Source organism: Proteus columbae (assembly GCF_009914335.1).
In the GTDB taxonomy this organism is placed as follows: domain Bacteria; phylum Pseudomonadota; class Gammaproteobacteria; order Enterobacterales; family Enterobacteriaceae; genus Proteus.
In genome coordinates, this window is the sequence record NZ_CP043925.1 from 1,397,195 (window position 1) to 1,417,076 (window position 19,882).

25 protein-coding genes and 1 pseudogene are annotated in these 19,882 nt (G+C 39.3%); 22 read left to right on the forward strand and 4 right to left on the reverse strand.

The window, feature by feature from the left end:
* The 11 genes from F1325_RS06470 (at position 1) to F1325_RS06520 (ending at position 8,707) form a co-directional block, all read left to right on the forward strand.
* Positions 1-1,485 (forward strand): terminase, encoded by a 1,485-nt coding sequence (locus F1325_RS06470; protein WP_160230136.1) that lies wholly within the window; start codon positions 1-3, stop codon positions 1,483-1,485.
* Position 1,486: 1 nt separating this feature from the next.
* A complete protein-coding gene (locus F1325_RS06475; protein WP_160230137.1) occupies positions 1,487-2,869 on the forward strand; it encodes a DUF4055 domain-containing protein in 1,383 nt (460 codons plus the stop codon).
* Between the two features lie 2 nt (positions 2,870-2,871).
* Complete coding sequence (locus tag F1325_RS06480) at positions 2,872-3,933, forward strand: phage minor head protein (RefSeq protein ID WP_109850503.1); 1,062 nt, start codon at positions 2,872-2,874, stop codon at positions 3,931-3,933.
* 66 nt (positions 3,934-3,999) lie between these two features.
* A complete protein-coding gene (locus tag F1325_RS06485) occupies positions 4,000-4,686 on the forward strand; it encodes a hypothetical protein (protein ID WP_089503223.1) in 687 nt (228 codons plus the stop codon).
* Positions 4,687-4,691: 5 nt separating this feature from the next.
* On the forward strand, positions 4,692-5,642 hold the full coding sequence (locus tag F1325_RS06490) for a major capsid protein (protein ID WP_109850502.1): 951 nt from the start codon (positions 4,692-4,694) through the stop codon (positions 5,640-5,642).
* A gap of 43 nt (positions 5,643-5,685) precedes the next feature.
* Entirely contained in the window at positions 5,686-6,063 is a 378-nt protein-coding gene (locus F1325_RS06495; protein WP_098943655.1) for a DUF7370 family protein, read from the forward strand.
* Between the two features lies 1 nt (position 6,064).
* Entirely contained in the window at positions 6,065-6,406 is a 342-nt protein-coding gene (locus F1325_RS06500) for a hypothetical protein (RefSeq protein ID WP_052038475.1), read from the forward strand.
* 2 nt (positions 6,407-6,408) lie between these two features.
* A complete protein-coding gene (locus tag F1325_RS06505; protein ID WP_160230138.1) occupies positions 6,409-6,777 on the forward strand; it encodes an HK97 gp10 family phage protein in 369 nt (122 codons plus the stop codon).
* Positions 6,774-7,145, forward strand: coding sequence for a phage tail termination protein (locus F1325_RS06510; protein ID WP_098943652.1), 372 nt, complete (start codon positions 6,774-6,776; stop codon positions 7,143-7,145). Before F1325_RS06505 ends, F1325_RS06510 begins: the two co-directional genes overlap by 4 nt.
* Positions 7,146-7,209: 64 nt before the next feature.
* On the forward strand, positions 7,210-7,965 hold the full coding sequence (locus F1325_RS06515; protein WP_160230139.1) for an Ig-like domain-containing protein: 756 nt from the start codon (positions 7,210-7,212) through the stop codon (positions 7,963-7,965).
* Between the two features lie 49 nt (positions 7,966-8,014).
* A complete protein-coding gene (locus tag F1325_RS06520) occupies positions 8,015-8,707 on the forward strand; it encodes a DUF6246 family protein (protein WP_160230140.1) in 693 nt (230 codons plus the stop codon).
* 21 nt (positions 8,708-8,728) lie between these two features.
* Here F1325_RS06520 and F1325_RS06525 read toward each other — a convergent pair whose 3' ends face one another.
* Positions 8,729-9,007 carry a DUF4236 domain-containing protein gene (locus F1325_RS06525; protein ID WP_098943649.1) on the reverse strand — a complete coding sequence of 93 codons (279 nt, stop codon included), beginning with the start codon at positions 9,005-9,007 and terminating at the stop codon, positions 8,729-8,731.
* A 15-nt stretch (positions 9,008-9,022) separates the two neighbouring features.
* On the reverse strand, positions 9,023-9,322 hold the full coding sequence (locus tag F1325_RS06530) for a hypothetical protein (protein WP_098943648.1): 300 nt from the start codon (positions 9,320-9,322) through the stop codon (positions 9,023-9,025).
* Between the two features lie 125 nt (positions 9,323-9,447).
* Between F1325_RS06530 and F1325_RS06540 the strand changes: the two are divergent.
* The 4 genes and pseudogenes from F1325_RS06540 (at position 9,448) to F1325_RS06555 (ending at position 11,460) form a co-directional block, all read left to right on the forward strand.
* A pseudogene (locus F1325_RS06540) lies at positions 9,448-9,753 on the forward strand (phage tail assembly chaperone).
* Between the two features lie 137 nt (positions 9,754-9,890).
* Positions 9,891-10,058: a DUF1799 domain-containing protein gene (locus tag F1325_RS19280; protein ID WP_226892317.1), complete on the forward strand. Its 168-nt coding sequence runs from the start codon at positions 9,891-9,893 to the stop codon at positions 10,056-10,058.
* A 348-nt stretch (positions 10,059-10,406) separates the two neighbouring features.
* The gene (locus F1325_RS06550; protein ID WP_098943644.1) at positions 10,407-10,871 is read left to right on the forward strand and encodes a hypothetical protein; all 465 of its coding nucleotides are present in this window, start codon (positions 10,407-10,409) and stop codon (positions 10,869-10,871) included.
* Between the two features lie 133 nt (positions 10,872-11,004).
* Complete coding sequence (locus F1325_RS06555; protein WP_160230141.1) at positions 11,005-11,460, forward strand: hypothetical protein; 456 nt, start codon at positions 11,005-11,007, stop codon at positions 11,458-11,460.
* Between the two features lie 192 nt (positions 11,461-11,652).
* On the opposite strand, the gene F1325_RS06560 is transcribed toward F1325_RS06555, so the two are convergent.
* Together F1325_RS06560 and F1325_RS06565 are read right to left on the reverse strand one after the other, a co-directional pair.
* Positions 11,653-12,360, reverse strand: a complete 708-nt coding sequence (locus F1325_RS06560) for a hypothetical protein (RefSeq protein WP_098943640.1) — start codon at positions 12,358-12,360, stop codon at positions 11,653-11,655.
* 24 nt (positions 12,361-12,384) lie between these two features.
* Positions 12,385-13,197, reverse strand: a complete 813-nt coding sequence (locus F1325_RS06565; RefSeq protein ID WP_098943638.1) for a LexA family protein — start codon at positions 13,195-13,197, stop codon at positions 12,385-12,387.
* Between the two features lie 103 nt (positions 13,198-13,300).
* On the opposite strand from F1325_RS06565, the gene F1325_RS06570 reads away from it, so the two are divergent.
* The 7 genes from F1325_RS06570 (at position 13,301) to F1325_RS06600 (ending at position 19,877) form a co-directional block, all read left to right on the forward strand.
* A complete protein-coding gene (locus F1325_RS06570) occupies positions 13,301-13,471 on the forward strand; it encodes a hypothetical protein (protein WP_160230142.1) in 171 nt (56 codons plus the stop codon).
* A gap of 74 nt (positions 13,472-13,545) precedes the next feature.
* A complete protein-coding gene (locus F1325_RS19285) occupies positions 13,546-14,175 on the forward strand; it encodes an ORF6N domain-containing protein (protein ID WP_432277993.1) in 630 nt (209 codons plus the stop codon).
* 66 nt (positions 14,176-14,241) lie between these two features.
* Positions 14,242-14,967, forward strand: coding sequence for a hypothetical protein (locus F1325_RS06580; RefSeq protein ID WP_098943636.1), 726 nt, complete (start codon positions 14,242-14,244; stop codon positions 14,965-14,967).
* 137 nt (positions 14,968-15,104) lie between these two features.
* Complete coding sequence (locus F1325_RS06585; protein WP_160230143.1) at positions 15,105-15,689, forward strand: ADP-ribosyltransferase; 585 nt, start codon at positions 15,105-15,107, stop codon at positions 15,687-15,689.
* A gap of 136 nt (positions 15,690-15,825) precedes the next feature.
* Entirely contained in the window at positions 15,826-16,131 is a 306-nt protein-coding gene (locus F1325_RS06590; protein WP_098943632.1) for a hypothetical protein, read from the forward strand.
* A 33-nt stretch (positions 16,132-16,164) separates the two neighbouring features.
* Positions 16,165-16,473 (forward strand): hypothetical protein, encoded by a 309-nt coding sequence (locus tag F1325_RS06595; protein WP_098943630.1) that lies wholly within the window; start codon positions 16,165-16,167, stop codon positions 16,471-16,473.
* A gap of 68 nt (positions 16,474-16,541) precedes the next feature.
* Positions 16,542-19,877, forward strand: a complete 3,336-nt coding sequence (locus F1325_RS06600) for a tape measure protein (RefSeq protein WP_160230144.1) — start codon at positions 16,542-16,544, stop codon at positions 19,875-19,877.
* Positions 19,878-19,882: the final 5 nt, after the last annotated feature.

Here is a 19,882-nt window from a genome sequence, read left to right on the forward strand (position 1 = left end):
ATGAAGCCAGAACATCTTGCATTATTAAGAGATAAGCTCTGGCGATTGAACCATCTCTACTGGATAACCAATAAAGAAGGTAAACCAGTTCGATTTAAAATGACGCCTGAGCAGCTTGAATACTTCGAAGGAATGCACACGCGAAACATTATCCTTAAAGCACGTCAGCTTGGCTTCACGACTGAGGTCTGCATTATCCAATTGGATGCAGCGCTATTTGAGGCGGCTAAATGTGCATTGATAGCCCACACGCTAAACGATGCTAAGCGACTATTCAGGGAAAAGATAAAATACGCTTACGAAAAACTACCTGATGAAATTAAGGCTGCAAATCCCGCGAGTAATGATGCGTCTGGTGAATTGGTGTTTAGCAAAGGCGGGTCACTTTATATCAGCACATCATTTCGTGGCGGCACACTCCGATATTTGCACGTTTCTGAGTTCGGCAAGATATGCGCTAAGTATCCAGAGAAAGCTCGTGAGATTGTCACTGGTGCATTTGAGGCGGTATCAAGCGATTGTTTCACGACAATTGAAAGTATAGCAGAAGGTCGAGCAGGTTATTTCTTCGATTATTGTCAGTCTGCTGAGAAAGCGCAAATTCAGAGCAAGGCTCTCTCTAACCTAGACTGGAAATTCTTTTTCTTCTCATGGTGGAAGAATCCTGAATACTCCATTGATCTTGTGGAACAATTACCGCAACGATTAGTTGACTACTTCGATGAAATATCAAGTAAACATGGCGTTCAATTAAACGAGCGTCAGAAAGCATGGTATTACGCCAAAGAGAAAACACTCGGCGACGATATGAAGCGGGAATATCCGTCAATACCGTCTGAAGCATTTCAGCAATCTGTTGAAGGCGCTTACTATGCCAAGCAATTCCGCTTCCTGTACGAAAATAAACGCATTGGCACACTTCCTGATAACTCGCATCTACCGGTTCATACGTACTGGGATATCGGTGTGGGGGACTCAACATCAATCTGGTTTATCCGTGAAGTAGGCGAAGAGTTTCATGTCATAGACCATTACTCAAATAGTGGTGAAGGCCTGCGACACTACATGAAAGTGCTGAAAGACAAAGGCTACACATATGCAAGTCACAATGGCCCTCATGATATCGATAACCGTGAGTTTGGTTCTGATGCGAAATCTCGGCGTGAATTAGCGCGTGAAGGGTACGAAATCGACGGACAAATTTACTCAATCCGATTTGACGTAGTGCCGAAACTTTCCATTGATGAGGGTATCGAGGCTGTGCGTGAAATCCTGCCACTTTGCGTGTTCGATGAGCACAAATGTAGTGAAGGTATTGCTCACCTTGAAGCGTACCGCAAAGAGTGGGATGACAAGCGAGGGTGCTGGAAAGATAAGCCACTTCATGATTACACATCTCATGATGCTGACGGATTTAGGTATTTTGCAGTGAGTCGAAGAAATACTAAACGGTTGACTAAGAAAATAGAATTTAACTGGAACTAACATGAATACAAACGTTGATTATAAGCATCCAGCTTACAATGAGTTTTTGCCTGAATGGGACATGATTGGCGATTGTGTTGATGGCGAACGAGTTGTTAAAAGTAAGAAAGAGAAATACCTCCCTCATCCGGCAGATAACAAAGATGAAGATGATAAGGGTAATGAGCGTTATAAGCGCTATTTAGCTAGAGCATCCTTTCTGAATGCCACGGGTAGGACACTTAGTGGTTTACTTGGTATTGCTTTCAGTAAGCCAGTAAAGATTAGTGTTAGCGGTGGTGTCGAGTATTTAGAAACTGACATAGACGGTCAAGGCCAGCCACTAACCCAAATGATAAGGGATGCGTTATCGCAAAACTTACAGCGTGGTCGAGCTGGTCTATTAAGTGATTTTAGCGGAGCAGGGATTCAGTCAGAAGCTAATAAGGGACGCCCTTATGTTCGATTGTTCACAGCAAAAGAAATCATCAACTGGCGTGTAACGAATGGGAAAACATCCCTCGTTGTCCTCAAATATCAAGAGCCAGTAGATACAGATGATTTTGAACTGCAAATGCAGAATAACTGGATTGAATTAAGGCTTATTAATGATGTCGCTCATTCTCGTCGTTGGTATGAAGATGGAGACATAAAGGTTACAGATTGGGTTGTATTGAGTGATGCGATTGGCAGTCCATTAAATGAGTTGCCATGGTCATGGATTGGCTCAATGAATAATGATCACACTCCTGATTCTCCACCTCTTGCTGATATAGCATACGTGAATATCAAACATTATCAGGCTGAGGCTGATATAGCAGAATCGGCACATACTGTCGGTCAACCAATGGTTGCATTAACAGGTCTTACAGATGACTGGGTTGAGAAACATATGTCTGATGGATTTACTGTTGGCTCCCGTAAAGGGGTATTGCTACCACAAGGTGGTGACATGAAGTTTGCACAGCCCGAAGATAGAAATATTCAAATCACTCTAGCTGAACGTAGAGAGAAGCAAATGGCAATGCTAGGCGCTAAGTTAGTTGAACGAGGAACGTCAGCAAGAACTGCTACACAGGCACAGGATGAGGCACAAACAGATAATTCAGTGCTGTCATTGTGTGCGGGTAATGTTGAGCAAGCATTTAACCGAGCACTTGATTTTTGTATCCAGTTTGCGGGTGGTGGCGAAGCGTCAATACAACTGAATAAAGTTTATGATATAGCTAAGCTAGATTCACCAACGATTACAGCGTTATTGGTTGCGTTGCAATCAGGATCTATGCGATTGATTGATTTTGTTAAGTACTTGCAAAGTATCAATATCATTTCTCAAGACGAGAGGGCTGAGGATGTTGTTGATGAACTGGAATTAACGAGAGGGGCAAATATGTTGGGAGTGTGACTATGCAACCGAGCATCATCCTTGACAACGCATTAATGATACAGGTCATGCTGGAAAGGTTGAAGTCATCAACAGCAGATACTCGTGATTTAGTGTTGGATATTCGTGCCACTGTGGCATCTGCGCTGTCTACCTTCTCAGGTGATATTTCCTCTATAAGTAAAGCAAAATCAATCGCGCTTGCATTAAAAAAATCACTAAAGCCAGTTCTCTCTAGTCATTCTGGAAAATTGCTTGATGAAGCCATCAGTGTTGCCATTGTTATGGCAGATGCCGAATATCGAGGTTTTAACTCACTTCTAGAAGGTATTAAACCTGCCAATTATGAGAAAGTGCGTAAAGATGTACAAAACATTCCCATGAACCTGACGGGATGGAGTGGTTCGTTATTCCTAGAAAAGTTTATTGAATCTTGGGCTGATACATCCATTCAACAGGTAGAAAATCAGGCACTGATATCACTATCATCTGGTGGTGATGTGTCTGATCTGCAATCAACGATTAACGGGACGTCAGTTGAACCTCTAATCATCGCATCGTCGGTAGTCGGTAGGATTGCTAGGGGCTTTCAGATGATATCCAGAACCTCTTTACAGCATGCGCACAGTATAGGGGCAATGGATTTTTACAAAGAGAATCCTGATCTGATTAAGTATGAAGAGTTCAGCGCAATACTGGACAATAAAACATCATCAGTATGTAGATCATTATCCGGTAATCGCTATCCATTAGGAGAAGGCCCCAAACCTCCTCTTCATCCTAATTGCCGTAGTCGATTACTTCCAGTTTTAGATGAGAAATACATAAACTTAATTACAACAGATTATGTCGGTAATTCTGAATGGGGTGAAGAGTCTTATTACGAGTGGCTTTATCGCCAACCAGCGAACAGGCAGGACATTGTATTAGGTAAGACTAGGGCACAGTTGTTTCGTGATGGTGGATTACCACCTGATAAATTCGCAAAGTTACAGCTCGATAAATACTTTAAGCCAATAACGCTTAAGGAACTTCAACGGATCATACCTGAAGCTTTTAATAAAGCAGGTATCGACCTCAAATGACCCACTTCGGTGGGTTTTTTATTATTCGCAGTTAGAGACTGCACCATCTAAACCAGAGGTTTTACGATGTTTAAATACCTATTAACAAAAGAAGAATTTGATGCATTAACTGATGATAAAAAGGTTTTGTATAAAGAAGTCGGTGGAAATTACCAACTTCAAATCGAAGGTATGCCAGAAATTCCAGATGTGTCAGGGCTTCAAAAGAAGGTTGATGAATTACTTTCTGAGAAAAAAGCAGAGCAAGAAAAGCGCCGACAAGCCGAAGATGCAGCGAAGAAAGCGGCTGAAGAGCAGGCTCGTAAAAATGGTGATATTGAATCACTAGAAAAAAGTTGGGCTGAAAAGTTAAAGGCGCGTGAAAGTGAGCTATTAGCACAGCTACAGGAAAAAGACGCGAGCCTACACACACTATTGGTTGATAACGTCGCACAAACGTTGGCTACAAAGCTTGCTGGTGATGCTGCACCGTTAATTATCCCGCACATTAAATCTCGATTATCAGTAGAGGACGGTAAAACGCGAGTAGTTGACGCTAATGGGCATCCTTCAGCATTCACTATTGATGATTTAGAAAAAGAATTTCGTAATAACCAGTTATTTGCTCCGGTAATTATCGGTAGCAAAGCCACCGGAACCGGAGGGGAAGGCGGCAAAGGGAAATCACCAGCCGGAGGCAGTGATAAACCCAAAAGCGCAAATCCATTAGTTGATAGCGCACGTGAAATCATTGCTAATATCCCAGAGGATTAATTTATATGTCTTTACATATTTTTCAAAAACAAGTATCGCTAGCAGCAACAGAATTAGTTGCTCAAGCTGTCCGTCAGTTTAACGAAGCATCTGGCGGCGCTTTAGTTATCGGTGATGGTGATCATATCGGTGACTACATTGAGCAAACATCATGGCAGTTACTTGGCGGGCTGGCTCAGCGACGTAACGCTTATGGCTCAGGCAATCTAACGCCGCAAGAATTGGGTCAAATCCTTGACCGTATGATTAAGGTTGATGGTCGTATTGGTCCTGTATCTGTTACCCCAACGATGATGAAGCGACTAGGTAAAGATGTGTCAGAAGCGGCCGCGGTAGTTGCTGCTCAATCAGCAGAAGCCATGTTGCAAGATTACCTTAATACTGCTGGTGCAGCATTGAAAGCAGCTATTTCTGGTAATACAACGGCAGTTACTGTTGGCGGAGAAACGCCATCATTAAGAGGTTTGAATAAGGCCACACGTCCATTCGGCGATGCTTATTCACGCATTGTCGCTTGGTTAATGGATGGTGCAACGTTCAACGACTTTATGGATGAGACACTAACCAACGCGAATAACCTGTTCCAAATTGGTAACGTCGCCATTAAACAAGATAACCTTGGTCGTCGTTTTGTTATCTCTGATATTCCCGCTTTGTCAGATGCAGACAAACAGCATTCGTTAGGTTTGGTTACTGGCGCCGCAGCGATTCAAACATCGCCATTGATCATGAAGGCTCAGGATGTGTTAGGTCAAGAAAATATTAAGGCACTAATGCAAGGTGAGTATGACTTTACTATTGGTCTGCGTGGTTATCAGTGGAGTAAAGATAGTATCAAATCACCCACTAACGCACAGATTGAAACGGTAGCTAATTGGAAGCAGATTGCTACTGATATTAAAGATACCGCTGGCGTTATGGTTTCATTTGGCAAGAATACTAGTGTTGGAGGGTAATGCGAGGGGGCAGTAGCCCCTTATTTATCCATGAGGAGTGATCATGTCTATTGTGATTACGGTTGAGCAAGTTAATGAGCAATTAGAGGTGATGGGGTTTGAGGCAACAAGCCTTGTTATAAGCTCTGCCATATCTATTGTGGATACTATTGATACTTGCCTTGATAACGCAGGATATTCAGATGCAGTTGTTACTTTAATTAAGCTGTATTCGGTTATCCTCATATTATCATCTGCTGATGTTAGAAAAATATCCTCAGAGCACGCACCTTCTGGCGCTTCTGTTTCATATCAGTATTTTGCTGATGGTAGAAAAACATTGTTAAAAACGCTGTCTTCTCTGGACCCCTCTGGATGTACCGATAGCTTACCTATTGAACGACCTGTTGGCATTGTTCAGTTTGATGTGGTTCGGGGGTGATATGGGGAAAATCCTGCGACGATTTTGCAAGGGGTGGGCAACCATTTGGAAAATTACAGGTAAAGATGGTTACGGTAAACCCATATTTTCAGAGCCAATTCATATCCGATGTGATTACGGAAGTAGTTTTAAAGATGGTAGAAAAACCATTGGCACTGAAATAATCATTAAGAATGTTATTTGGACTGAGTATAGCGAAGCAACTCAAGAAGACTATATCGCCATTGGCAAACATGAAGATAGAGATCCATTTTTGCATGGTGCTAGTAGGATTAAGTCTATCGATAGAGACCGAGATATTAATGGTGGTCTAGATGATTACACATTAACGACGGCGGTATAACTATGGGAGCAAAAGTAAAAGGAATAGGTAATGCGATATCTAACTTAAACTCTCTGGTTGGAAGTATAGCATCAAAAAAGATAGCTCGAGCCATGCATAGAGCGCTAGATATTGGTGGTAGGCAAGCTGCTATATACACACCCATTGACACTAAAACGCTCATTAACTCACAATTTAGAGATGTAAAAGTAAAAGGCACACTATTTACTAGTCGCGTTGGTTATTCTGCTTCGTATGCTGTTTTCGTTCATGATCCTAATGTTAATCAAAGTTTCCGTAGACCTACCGCTAAGAAAGAATTCCTCCTGAAAGGATTTGAGGAAACGAAACAAATGATTGATAAGGCTGTTGCTGAGGAGTTTAAGATATGACGACCTTTGAGCGACTGAAAAACTATTTTTCTGAATCAGGTTTATCAGATGGTCTCATTAAGCAGGATTATATTTGGAATGAAAAAGAAGGTAATGATTCGGACTCATACATCGTATTTCAGCAACAAAATGGAACTGGACGTATAGATGATCTAAGTGGTGATGATTTTTTTACCATCTCACTCATATCTGGTAAGGCGTGGATTGAGTTTATTGTTCAGCGAGCTAACGAAATACTGGAGTATGTAAGGTGTCACTCTAGAAGCCATGACATTGGTTTCATTATCAATACATCTGGTTTTGTTAATCCAATTCAAACAACAGAAGGCAGGTTTATCATCCCACTTTCTTTCCGCTGTACATCTTAAATTAAACACATCTCAACAGGTCGCTTATGCGGCCTTTTTTATTTGCAAATAAAGAGGTTATAACATGGCACAATGCCCTGAAGATAAAGGCCTAGTGATGGGTAACGCAGGTATTCTGCGCATTGCAAAAGGCTGTTCAAATCAATCACCATCTCAGATTCAATTTTTGCGACTAGGTGCATTAACAAGTAAATCGACAGACTTCGGTATGGAAACTGTCACGTCCAATGCCGATGATACAAAAGGCTTAGCAGAATCTATCGTCACTGGCGCTGACGTAACTATCAGTTTCGATGGTGAGCTCAAAAAAGCAGGTGTTGCAGGTTCAACTTCTGCTTTCGACATCGCTAAAGAGATTCTTGATGAAATTAAGGCTGGTCGTCAGCCTTCATATTGGGTTCAGCTCGACATGAAAGGCGACGGTAGTGATGTTATTCAGGGATACATGACCTTCACATCATGGTCAATGGAATTTCCAACAAAAGAAATCTCCACTTACTCAGGTGAACTGAAAGTTGCTGATGCAGAAACGGTTGAATGGCTACAAGAAGAAATCGTTGTTGAAAGTGTCGCAGTCGAACCAGCTACTCTGTCTGTAAAAGTGGGTGAAACTAAGACATTTACTGTCAAATTTACACCAACCGATGCAACTAACAAAAACTACACCGCTGTGAGCGATAAGACAAACTTTGCAACAGTTACCCAACTTGCGAATGTGGTTACTGTACGTGGTATTGCCGAAGGTACCGCAAACGTTACTGTCAAATCCGAAGATGGTAGTAAAACAGCCAAATGCGTGGTTACTGTTACCGCTGCTTAATATTACAAAGGGTGCTTTCAAGTGCCCTTGATAATATTCAGGAGGGGTTATGACGCCTATTTTAGACATCGGTGAGATGGTTATCTCTACTGATAAAAAGGATTACTTATTTAGACCATCGTTCATCAATATGACAAGAATTGGTGAGCCTAAACAGATTGTGAACGCATACGGTCAATTAAATGGCACAGAGGTGCAAGAGTTAATTACACGCGCCGTAATGAGTTACAGTGTTATCCCCGATTGGTTAATAAAAGCGATTAGCAAGCCAACATACGGGCGCAATATTTTGCAAACTGCAATGATAGTAATGCAGGCGTGCTGTGATAATGATTGCTCTGAAATTATTGGTGAATGGAAATCAGGTAAGCGCGGTATCGTCTATAAAAACGGCAAGATGCCAATCGCTGACATTATCGTCATTGCCAGAGAATTATTCACTCATGGAATTATTGGTAAAGCTAAGATCCGCAAACTGCAACGTAACGAAGGCAAAAGCGAATTCTCTGATAAGTTCATGGCAATTGATTACATCAGTTCTGCCCGTGCTCATTTTGGAATGAATCGTGATGAAGCCGAACAGTTAACCATGACTGAATTTCAGATGATGCTCAGGGCTAAATACCCTGATGAGAAAGGATTTACTAAAGAAGAATATGACAACATCATGAAGCAAGATGATAAGCGCAATGATGAGCTGATCAGTGGTAAGCGTAGATTGGTTAGTAGGAAGAGAGGATAACAAGGGCATCCGTGCCCTTTGTTATTTTAAGAAACTATAAATAACTAAAAAAAGCACAATATAAATAAAGAAGCTAATTAATCTTTCTAGCTTAGTTTTGGGTTTTCTATTCGTCTTTCCTGATAGTTTTGTCGAGTAGGATAATCCTGTCCCTGGTAAGCCAAATGTAGCCTTTGTTCCATTTTTACCAATATTAATTGTTGATCCTCTTTTCCCAATAGAAGTGCTAACTCCAGTCTTTCCTACATTAATGTGAATACCGGGAGCAATTTTAATTCTCTTTCTAAATTTAAATCCCATGATAGCCTCTTGTGGTTATTTCTTTTTGGAGATACCAGACACCCTAAAAGGTATTTGTTTAAGTATCTTATCTACTGATTCTTTAATTATGTTAGCTTGGGTTTCAATTTCTATGAATTTGTCAGATTCAGGTGTTGTTACGCTATTACTAAGTAAAGACAGTTGATGTTTCAGTCTTTCAACTTCTCCTGCAAGTAGAGAGGCTAATTTATATTCTTTTAATAGAGTCATTACTCTACTGTAACTATCACCCTTAAGTGAAGCGCTGTCTAGCACGGCATCCATTTCATTCCAGCGAGTACCTAATACCGCCATTAACGAAGTTGAAAACGTGCCTGCACGATTCTCACTTAAGTCTGAAATGCAGATTTATACTAATGCAGCTTAATCCATAAATACTCACAACAGCCCCGAAATAGGGGCTTTTTTAAGGACTGATAATGCCTAAATTTACCCTTGTTCCTAATCCAACCTTTAAAGCTAATGTTAAGATCCCAGTTACTGGAAAAGAAACGCCAGAAGTAGTGACATTCACCTTTAAACATCAACCAATGAGCCAGCTTGATGAGATGCGAGAAAAGCCAACTACTGATTTCTTTGAGCAAATTATTGAAGATTGAGCGATTGAAGAGTCGTATAACAAAGAAAACTTAAATCTACTGTTAGATAACTACCCATCAGCCTCTCGTGCTATTGCTTCCACGTATTACAATGAACTGCTAGATAATCGCGAAAAAAACTCTTAACGGTCGCTGAGGCAATGTATGGCGGAATGAGTTCAAAAGAATCAGTTGAGTTCGAGCGTGCTTTTGGCTTTCCGCCAGATATTGATGATGTTGAAATATAGCCTGATGTTTGGGATTCGTATCAAGTATTTTCAGCTATGAATACACAATGGCGTGTAGGTATGAATGGTATTACTGGGCTGGATTACACGCCGTTAAGCCAAGTGATGGACTTATTCGATATCAAAGACAGAGCGACCGTGTTTAGTGTTCTGCGGATTATGGAAGTTAAGGCGTTGGAGGTAATGCATAAGAGGTCAAAATAACGAGTTAAACACATGTTAAGGATAAAGAAAATTGCCTCACTTTAGTGTACAGTCTACTATTAGGTAATTTACTAAATAGCAGAAAAATATATGACTGTAGGTAATTTTTATTCAGAAGTAGCAAGGCTAATGAAGGATGCTGGGTGGAAAGCGCAATCAATATCTAGTACGCATGAGACTTGGCATCATATTGTGTCGGGAAGGAAAATTCAGGTTCCATTGATTATAAGAGTTTATACTGAAGCAAATAATATTTTAAGAGATGCAGGGGTAGTCGCTAGGTTTTAGTGTGATTTTCATACAGTAAGGTGCAGAGCGTGTGTTAAATTATCTATTAAGGATTTTTATATGATTGCTGATCATATTCCAGAAAAAGAAAAGATTGTGATGTTTGAATTCATGTATGCATATGCGAGATTAGAATATTGTCTAAAATTAAAAATAAAAGACCAGACAAGACAAACTGAAGGCAAGAACGCAAGAGCTGATTGGGGTAAGTTTATTAGTGATAATAAAAAAATAATAACATATAAAGATATTCCAGCAGGAAAAGAATTATTTGATTTAAAACCTAAAAAGCAGGTGTTTGGTAATGCAGGATGGGTAGACATTAATGATACAAAAAATGAATTAAATAATATTGTTACTGCTTTAAAAGCCGTAAGAAATAATTTATTTCATGGAGGAAAAGAATTGGAGCATGGGTTTGATTATTCTCCTAGAAATATGAAGCTAATCAGTACCAGCTTGAATGTCATACATCAAATTATTAAATTTTTAAAATGGGAAGAAGATTTCTTACCTATCCACTAATACCCGCTCCGGTGGGTTTTTTATTGCCTGAAATTTGCGATCATATCACAATTACATAAATGAAAACGAATTTACCTTGATTTACTTTAATAAGGATATAGCATAAGGAAAATTTAACTATTGCGTGGTTGGTATGTCAAAAAAAGAAGGTTTAAAACCGAGGGGATGTTGTTGGTTGGTAGGTGCTATCGTTATAGCTGTGTGGCTATCTATATCTATAGCCATTCTCGGGGAAAAGGTGTTCACTGCGGCTGGGCTTAGGAATGGTGTTAACTTGTTTGTACTCCTGTTAATTGCATTCGTTGTGTCTAATATTGCATCAATAGTATATGAAAAAAAATTCAAAAATGACGCTGTGTTACTTTTTGTTATGGCTGCGGATATGGTAACCCTATCCACATTAGGGTTAAATATTGCTGAAGATTATGTAAAAGCCAATCCAGTGACCTCTGGAGTTATGGTTTTTATTTCTTGTTGCATTTATTTGTTTTTTATACTTATTAAGTACATGACACCTAAGAAAGAATCAGAGGTAAGTAACGGTGGGAAAGATTGTACAGAGGCGCGATTTACCAAACTAGAAAAATAGAATAGAAAGTATTTATCTTGAAGTTTCTCATATTCAAAAAAGCGTTAATAATCAAACAATATGGTTAATGATTATTATACTCATAATAGCTTTAGGCTCAGCTTCTGTATTTGGTATTTTGTTTTTATATAGTTTATCATTCATTTCATAAACAAGGGCATCCGTGCCCTTTGTTTTATTTTGATGAGGTGATTAAGGTCGGTTGTAGTCAAAATCTGATAGTAGATAGTCAGCTTCTTTGTCAGTTATGTAATTGCCTACGATTGACATGAACTTTTCTTTATCTGGAATAGACCAAAAGCTACCGAATATTGAACGTACTTCTTTCAACTTTTCATCAGATATCTTATTGGTAATATTAAAGCTTTTAGTATATTGACTTAAACGCGCCAATCTTACAGGAGTGAATTTTGGTGGTTTAGTGGTATATGGTGTTATGTATTTTTTATACATGTTTTCAGCGAACTTCACCGCAACACCCTCATCAAGACGTTGAACATTTGGTAGATCTTCGTGCTCTGCCGGATTCAGTAAATGTACAGATTCATGGCATATTTCATAAAAAATCTGCTCCCAATCATCGTATTTGCAGCCAATGTATATCATCCATTCATCTGACCCATTTATGGGGTAAACACTAGAGTTCATCGGTAAATAATCTAACGGCTCTTCATGACCAAGCTGAACCTCGTACCTGATTTTTGTCTCACTGTACCCGTAAGTCTGCTTTGCTACATAAAAAGATGTGAATGATAATACTCGTAAAATGTATTCATCATCATGGTTGTCACGTGATGGATTTTTCAGTATATGACACTTGGTTATATCATTTATGGCATCTTGATGAACAGCCTTACCAATATCACAACACAGCCTTAAAATTGCTTCTTTAAACGACATCTCACATCCTTATTTACCATATTGTTAATTGTTTTTAGTTAGTAATTTTTCAAGCATGGACTCAATTTTATCTAGTCTTTTGAAAATATTTTTATTCTCACTAATTTTTTGATTTTTTAGTTGTTCTATTGGTAAGCCATCACTAGTGTCGTATAGTTTTTTATGGTTTGCGTATCCATTAGTAAATGAAAAATCTATTCTTGATTCAATGGCAACACCTATTATAAATCTACCTTTCTCAAGAGGTATTGTGGAATATTTATTGTTAAGTGATGCTAAATATTCATGACCTTGATCTACAATATACTGCTTGAATATTGCTGATTCGCTGTTAGGTAGCCTACATAGCACAAAATCACCATTAGTCGCCTCTATTAGCGGATCAAAAATAACAAGACTGCCAGTAGTAAAACTCATACCATTATCAGATTGCATTGATTCACCTTCAATTACTATGGCAAATGAATCACTAGATGCATTTTGAGGTGCTGCAATATAGTCATACCCAATGAGACTTTTTGAATCGTCATTATTTTCTTTAAACAAAGTTCCTGCTTGAACAAATGAAATTACAGGTATTAACGGCAAGGTAATAGTGGATCTAACGCGCCCAATCTCAGGGGATTCGCCAATACCTTGAGCTAACCATTCGGCGGTAGCTCCTAATGTTGCGGCAAGATTGTTTAGTACATTAATTCTTGGCTTTGAGTCACCAGCTTCATAGGCTGCTATTTGCCTACGGACTACTCCTACCTTATCAGCAAGATCACCTTGAGTAAGCCCTAAAGATTGCCTAACTAGCTGTATGCGATTTTTAAAATTATCATCTATATTCATATGTGAACTCTTTAAAATTCATATTGACACAAATTGGAGTCATGATATATAACTAATACTACATCATGAAGATGTGATATTGAAATACTTCATAGGAGATAAAATGGAAAAGAAAAATAGAATTATGCCGTACCCATTTCGGATGAAGCCAGAAATGAGGAAGTGGATTGACCATGTTGCGGAAAATAGACGCCGCTCTACTCAGGTTCAGCTTGAATATATTTTAGAGGTATTTAGAGAGAAGGTGGAAAATGGCGAACTTGAGATGCCGTAAAAAAGAAGAAACCCCAACTGTTCGAGCAATTGAGGTTTCATTATCAAATAAACTCTTGAGCGAGAATAAGTGACATGACTAATTTAGCAAATATTAATGATATGAGCAATTCAGTTAAATCCATCCCAGCAATTATGCATAACGGAATACCTGTTGTGACGACTGAACTATTAGCTGAGTTATATGATACTAAAAGTAACAACATAAAAGTAAACCACTCCCGTAATGCAGGTCGCTTTATTGAGGGTAAGCATTACTTCAAAGTCATTGGAAATGCTCTAAAAAATTTGCGAGTTACTTTAAGTAACCTACAAATTTCACCCAAAGCGAGAAGTTTAATTCTGTGGACAGAAAGAGGTGCGGCTCGTCACGCGAAAATGTTAGATACAGATAAGGCATGGGATGTGTTCGAGTTAATGGAAGATCACTATTTTAATAAAGTGAAAAATGAAGTTGTTGTTAGCACGCGTCCAATAACCCAAAGGGAAAAAGACGCTCACAACATTAATGCTCTATTTAATCATTACGATGTTTTTTATTCAGCATGGAAGTCAGAAATATATCCAATGCTAAGACAACTTGAATCACCACTTGCTGGAAAGTTGGTTGATCGATTTCAAGATGGTTATGCGTTTCTGATGAATTTAAGGAGAGATATTAACGGGAGATTACAAGAAGGTGAATTACCAAGAATATGCATATAAAAACAGAAAAGCCAACAGGTGCGAACTGCTGGCTAATCCCAAACAAAACCAAAAAGGAAATGTTTCATGAGTGAGATCACTTTAACAAATAGTTTTAACACTGTCACGAACAAAACTATTGATACTCAGAAGTTATTATCAATGATTAACGTGGCTCGTAAGTCATGTGGTGAAAATCAAATTCGTAATAACGTATTGATTGAAAGAGTAAAAGACGAATTAGATGGCGAGACCTACAAAATTTTTGTAGGTCATAAAAACGGCGCTCAAATTGAAATAATTGAAATGAATATCAAACAAGCGCTTCGTGTAGCCGCTAGAGAATCAAAAGCTGTTCGCCGTGTTCTGGTTGATAAGCTGGAATCAATGCATGTAGCTTCTCAAAAAAGTGGCAAAAGCCAATCTGGCTTACCTGAATACCGCCAAGCAAGAACGCTGAAAATGTCGGTTGATGCCATTACTAACTTGTTCGACTTAATGCCGAACTTGAGTGATGAAGCAAAGCAATGTGCGGCGGCTAATATCGTCAATCCGATTGTTGGGTTTGAAGCGGTTCCTTTGCCAGCGCTTGAGCAAAAGTATTATACCGCTGGTGAAGTTGGCGAAATGCTTGAAGTATCTGCCAATAAAATTGGTCGAATGGCTAATAAGCACGGATTAAAAACAGAGGAATATGGGAAGTATTTCTTAGATAAATCAGCTTATTCTTCAAAACAGGTTGAAGCATTCAGGTATAACGACAATGGAGTTAAAGCATTACAACACGCTATCCATGGTGTTGAAGTAGCTTAAACACCCAAGCCAAGGACGGCTTGCTTGAGATCACACACCACGCCTCTTGATTGAGGCTTTTTGCTTTGTTTTTGTATTACCTTCAAGCTATCATAAATAGAATTAATAAAAACTTAACCTGAGAAATGAGAGTAAAAATGCAAAATGTGGATTACAATCTTTTAACGGAAAAACAAAAAAAAGCATTTAAAGCTTATAAAAATTCATCTGACATCATTTTTAACATGTCTTTCGCATACCACATTAATGAGATTTTGTTACACAATTGGGTAGTTCCTGTGGAGTATGAGGATTACTTGATTGGTCTTGATGAGTTATTTAATTTACATCAATTGGAAAGTAATGAAATTTTGCATCGAGCTTGTTTTGAGGATGTAGTTAAAAATTTCTTGGATAAAGAAGAAGGTATAAGCGTTTATCCAGCATTTATGTCAACATCAATTAGTGACAATAATTTATCTGAACATTTTGCGGGAAGCAGACCTAATATAGGCTTACCTTGTTATTTGAGAATTAATTGTAAAGCTGGGGCAAGGGCTATTTTGCTTGAAGATAATCCATCAGTCGTAGGTGAGTCAGAGGTACTTTTGCCTAGAGGTAGTTGTTTTAAATTATTAAATACTACAAAAATAACAGATCAAAAAGCAATAGAAAAACTGGCGGGATATCATGCTAAAAAATTTAACACCATTGTTATGTATGAACTTGAATTATTGTCGTAGCATTACGCTATATATTTATTTTTAGTGTTTATCTCTTTAATTTTATAAGTTGCGTTGGCTTATTGATAATTTTGTTGCTCCCATTTGCACCACAAACAGCTAAATTAATAACAAATTAACTAACGAGGATGGTGTTGTGAATTTAAAGCATGTTGGCGGGATATTATTAATAATTGGTATCGTGTCTATATTTTTAGGGCTAATGTCTTTTGTTAACACATCGAATTATAAGATAGCTGAACAAATGCCAAATATAACACTGCTTGTGTTTGGCGGGTGCTTCTCATCATTAATAGGGGCTGTTTTCTTTGGTTGTGGATCAATTGTTGATGCGATTGAAGGAAAATCGATCTCATTAATAGAAAAAAGCAATATCTTAGATACACATTCTACTCAAGAAACAAATCACGAGAAAATAAAAGAAATCTTAAAAAGAAGGTAGTTTAAAAATAAACTAACCATAGAGGATGGTATTGTGAGAAAGATATTAGTTACACCACTCTGGGTATTATCTTCCTTATCTATTTTATTTAGCGCTGGTTCTATTGCTGCGGAAAATATAAAGATATCTGACATTGCAAAGGCTGCTTGTATTAACCATAAAGATAAAGAATCGTGCGAGGGTTTTGTTATCGCATCAATGGGGCATGCATTTGAACAGGGTAGAATTAGCATGGTTTGTGATTTGATGCGAGAGTCTGGAGAAAAAATATCAGAAGAACAAAAAGATAGATGCAGTGAAGCTAACGAGATGCTACGAGAAGTGCGAAGCTTTAAGTATTAACTTAATACAGTCATTAATCAAACTAACCCTGCCAATCGGCGGGGTTTTTCATTTTAAGGAGCCGGTAAATGGCAAATGTAGGCGAAATCGTTTATCAAGTTCAAATGGATGTTCAGCAATTACTCACATCTCAGCGTCAGTTAGAGCAACGCCTTAATCGTATGGATAGCAGTTTCAACCGAACGTCTCAGTCGATAAATAACACAGAGCGGTCAATACAGTCTCTATCCAAAGTTGCTGCGGCTCTTACTGGTTATTTATCGGCTTCAATGGTTGCTAGTTATTCTGAGGCATGGACTGAATTAAACAATAAGCTATCTAACTCAGTTCGTGCTAGCGAGTCACTCGTTGACGTGACTCAGCGAATCTTTGATATCTCACAAACAACGCGATCTAGTCTCGATGCCACAGCAACACTCTACGCACGATTAGAGCGAGGTACGAGAGAATACAATACATCGGCGGAGGATTTAGCAAAATTAACAACAATTATTAATCAGGGATTTATTGTCTCTGGTGCCACAGCGACAGAGGCTGAAAACGCCATCATTCAGTTATCACAGGGTATCGCCTCTGGTGTTCTCCGTGGTGAAGAATTTAACTCAGTAGCAGAACAGGGTAGTCGCTTAATGGTTGCATTGGCTGATTCACTAGGAGTAAGTATAGGTCAGCTTCGTAAAATGGCAGCAGAAGGTAAGTTAACCACTGACGTAGTTGTGAAAGGATTGCTTTCTCAAGGTGATGCTATCGCCAAAGAGTTCGCCAAAACCACTCGAACGATGTCACAGGCACTTCAAGAGGCTGGGAATAATGTCACTAAGTTTCTCGGTGAAAACACAACAGTAAAGGCGGGGCTTAGTGTATTTAGTGATGCCGTTACTACTGTTAGTAAAAATTTGGATGTAATGACGGATGTTCTTGCTTTGACTGCAATGACAATTGGTTCAAGGTTTGTTGGTGCATTATCTCTTGCTGGTGCTGCGCAATTAAAGAAAGCAAAAGATACAATAACAAGCACTATAGCAACAAGAAACTCGGCTAAAGCAGAGGTTCTTGCGGCAAAAGAGACCTTAACTAGAGTTCAGGCGGAAAAATCATTTGCTTTAACAACTCAACAATCATTATCGGCTCAGCTTTCAGCCACTCAAACAGAGCAACAACGTTCGAGGATAAGAAATGAATTATCGGCAAATTTAGCAAGAATAGCAGCATTAACTAGGCAGGAAACTCTGGAAACAAATAGGTTAGCGACGGCTCAAGCAAGAGTTGCGGCAACCAGTGTTACTATGGCTGGCGCAATGAGAGCGCTCAATATTGCCACTGCTCCTTTAGGTGGTCCAATGGGAGCGCTAATGCTTGCTGGTGCTGCGATGTATTATTTCTACCAAAAGACAGAGCAAGCCAAACAAGAAGCTCATGATTTTGCTGATAATGTAGAACAGTTAACGGATAAGTTAAAGGAGCTTTCATATCAAGAGATAGCGCGTGATGTTCAGGATGCATCTGATAAACAAAAAGTTCTAAATGCAGAAATGGAAGAGCAAGAAAAGCAACTCGCTAGGCTAGAGGCTAGATTAAGGATGCAGCAAGATGCTCTTGGTAATAATCCAGAGCTAATTGAAAGAAATACAATAAATATCCTAAGAGAAAAGATAGAGCTAGAAGGTGATTTAGCTGAAAATAGAAAAAAATCTGAAAATATCACTAGATATCTCGCAGATGCTCAGGATGAATATGATAAGAAACTAAAAGAAGCCATTGATTTGAGTGTTAAAAGTGCAACTACTCTTGATATTGAAAAATTTGCATTAGGTAGGCTTACTCAACAAATAAGGGAGGCAACAGGAGCGAAAGGTGAGTTTAATGCCACCCAGCTTGAAGTAAAATTGTCAGATAAAGCGTTAGATATGAGAAAGTCATTAGAGCGTGAGGCGAAATTAGCTAATGCTAAAAGTGAAGTTGATAAGAGATTACTGAAAGTTCAATTCTATGCGGAAGATAACAATTTATCAGAAAAAGAAGTTCTAATATTAAATCAGGCTGCAATTGCAGCTCAAAAAGCTCAAGATGCCGCCACCGAACGCAACAAAACAACCAAGGAATCAACCAAAGCCACAGATGCAGCATACGAAGCATTAAAACGCCAAAGAGAAGAAATTGAGCTTTTAAACAAAGGTTACAAAGAAGGCTCTCTTGAAATGGCTAAGTATGATGCGGTTAAGGCGTTGGGTGACAAAGCATCTCCCGAACAGATTAATTTAGCTGAGAAACTTGCAGAAGATAAATACAATATTGAACGTAATTTAGCTGATAAGAAAGCCGCACTTGAGCTTGATTTGGTCGCTAAGGCTAAAGAGTCTCACGATAAGAAATTGGCAGACTTAGAGCGGATAACAAAAGATGATGTGTCTCTCACTGAACAGGCTGCAAGGCGTAAAGCTGAAATTGAAGCAGAATATCAGCAAAAAATAGCCGAAATACGGGCTAATAACACTGTATCTCCCCAAGATAATTTAAAAGCACAAGTAGACCCTGTTCAGCAACTCAAAAACGAACACGAGCGTAAACTTGCGCTTATCCGCGAATTTGAGACTGAAAAAGGTGCTATCACTCAGCAAGGTTTGGCGTTAATGAATGCCGCTAATACTCAATATGAGCAAGACCGCATGAATGCTCAATGGGAGATATGGCGTAATCAGAGTCAAGCTAATCAATTCTTAGCTGATGGGTTGGACGCATTAGGGCAACGTTCCGCTAACGTAATTACAGGGCTATTAACAGGCACTCAATCCCTTAACGATGCTTTCCGCAATGTCGCATTAACCATTGTAGACCAAGCCGTTGGTGCTCTGGTTCAAATGGGTATGCAGCAAGTTAAGAATATGATTACTGAAAATGCTATGCGTAAAGCGTCAAATGCTCAAGCGGTTGCAGACGCAACGGCGACTGGAGGTGCAATCGCAACTGCAATGGCTCCAGCCGCAGCAACAACCAGTATTGCCACAATGGGTTCTGCTGCAACTTGGGGAATGGCTGCAATGGCGGCAGCAATACCCGCCATGATTGCGCTTGCTGGCGCTCGTAAAAATGGAGGACAGGTCGGTGCAGGTAAAATGTATCGGGTTGGAGAAGGTGGCAAGCCAGAGATATTCAAGGCATCGAATGGTAATCAATACATGATACCAAGCGATAGTGGGCGGGTTATCAGCAATCGACAAATGGGTAAAGGTGGTAACGGTGTCAGCATGGGGGATATGCACTTTACATTCCAAGTTCAGGCACCGAATGGTATCACTCAAAAGGAAGCGCAGCAGATACAGCAAATGGTGAGAGGTACGGTTTATGATGTGCTTGGCACCGAAATGCGTAGCGGTGGTGCTTTGGAAAAATCAAGAAGTTGGTAACGGCC

Excerpts from the sequence above, each read along its gene's own strand:
- F1325_RS06470 (WP_160230136.1), top strand. The coding sequence starts at position 1 with ATGAAGCCAGAACATCTTGCATTATTAAGAGATAAGCTCTGGCGATTG.
- F1325_RS06475 (WP_160230137.1), top strand. The coding sequence starts at position 1,487 with ATGAATACAAACGTTGATTATAAGCATCCAGCTTACAATGAGTTTTTG.
- F1325_RS06480 (WP_109850503.1), top strand. The coding sequence starts at position 2,872 with ATGCAACCGAGCATCATCCTTGACAACGCATTAATGATACAGGTCATG.
- F1325_RS06485 (WP_089503223.1), top strand. The coding sequence starts at position 4,000 with ATGTTTAAATACCTATTAACAAAAGAAGAATTTGATGCATTAACTGAT.
- F1325_RS06490 (WP_109850502.1), top strand. The coding sequence starts at position 4,692 with ATGTCTTTACATATTTTTCAAAAACAAGTATCGCTAGCAGCAACAGAA.
- F1325_RS06495 (WP_098943655.1), top strand. The coding sequence starts at position 5,686 with ATGTCTATTGTGATTACGGTTGAGCAAGTTAATGAGCAATTAGAGGTG.
- F1325_RS06500 (WP_052038475.1), top strand. The coding sequence starts at position 6,065 with ATGGGGAAAATCCTGCGACGATTTTGCAAGGGGTGGGCAACCATTTGG.
- F1325_RS06505 (WP_160230138.1), top strand. The coding sequence starts at position 6,409 with ATGGGAGCAAAAGTAAAAGGAATAGGTAATGCGATATCTAACTTAAAC.
- F1325_RS06510 (WP_098943652.1), top strand. The coding sequence starts at position 6,774 with ATGACGACCTTTGAGCGACTGAAAAACTATTTTTCTGAATCAGGTTTA.
- F1325_RS06515 (WP_160230139.1), top strand. The coding sequence starts at position 7,210 with ATGGCACAATGCCCTGAAGATAAAGGCCTAGTGATGGGTAACGCAGGT.
- F1325_RS06520 (WP_160230140.1), top strand. The coding sequence starts at position 8,015 with ATGACGCCTATTTTAGACATCGGTGAGATGGTTATCTCTACTGATAAA.
- F1325_RS06525 (WP_098943649.1), bottom strand. The coding sequence starts at position 9,007 with ATGGGATTTAAATTTAGAAAGAGAATTAAAATTGCTCCCGGTATTCAC.
- F1325_RS06530 (WP_098943648.1), bottom strand. The coding sequence starts at position 9,322 with ATGGCGGTATTAGGTACTCGCTGGAATGAAATGGATGCCGTGCTAGAC.
- F1325_RS19280 (WP_226892317.1), top strand. The coding sequence starts at position 9,891 with ATGAATACACAATGGCGTGTAGGTATGAATGGTATTACTGGGCTGGAT.
- F1325_RS06550 (WP_098943644.1), top strand. The coding sequence starts at position 10,407 with ATGATTGCTGATCATATTCCAGAAAAAGAAAAGATTGTGATGTTTGAA.
- F1325_RS06555 (WP_160230141.1), top strand. The coding sequence starts at position 11,005 with ATGTCAAAAAAAGAAGGTTTAAAACCGAGGGGATGTTGTTGGTTGGTA.
- F1325_RS06560 (WP_098943640.1), bottom strand. The coding sequence starts at position 12,360 with ATGTCGTTTAAAGAAGCAATTTTAAGGCTGTGTTGTGATATTGGTAAG.
- F1325_RS06565 (WP_098943638.1), bottom strand. The coding sequence starts at position 13,197 with ATGAATATAGATGATAATTTTAAAAATCGCATACAGCTAGTTAGGCAA.
- F1325_RS06570 (WP_160230142.1), top strand. The coding sequence starts at position 13,301 with ATGGAAAAGAAAAATAGAATTATGCCGTACCCATTTCGGATGAAGCCA.
- F1325_RS19285 (WP_432277993.1), top strand. The coding sequence starts at position 13,546 with ATGACTAATTTAGCAAATATTAATGATATGAGCAATTCAGTTAAATCC.
- F1325_RS06580 (WP_098943636.1), top strand. The coding sequence starts at position 14,242 with ATGAGTGAGATCACTTTAACAAATAGTTTTAACACTGTCACGAACAAA.
- F1325_RS06585 (WP_160230143.1), top strand. The coding sequence starts at position 15,105 with ATGCAAAATGTGGATTACAATCTTTTAACGGAAAAACAAAAAAAAGCA.
- F1325_RS06600 (WP_160230144.1), top strand. The coding sequence starts at position 16,542 with ATGGCAAATGTAGGCGAAATCGTTTATCAAGTTCAAATGGATGTTCAG.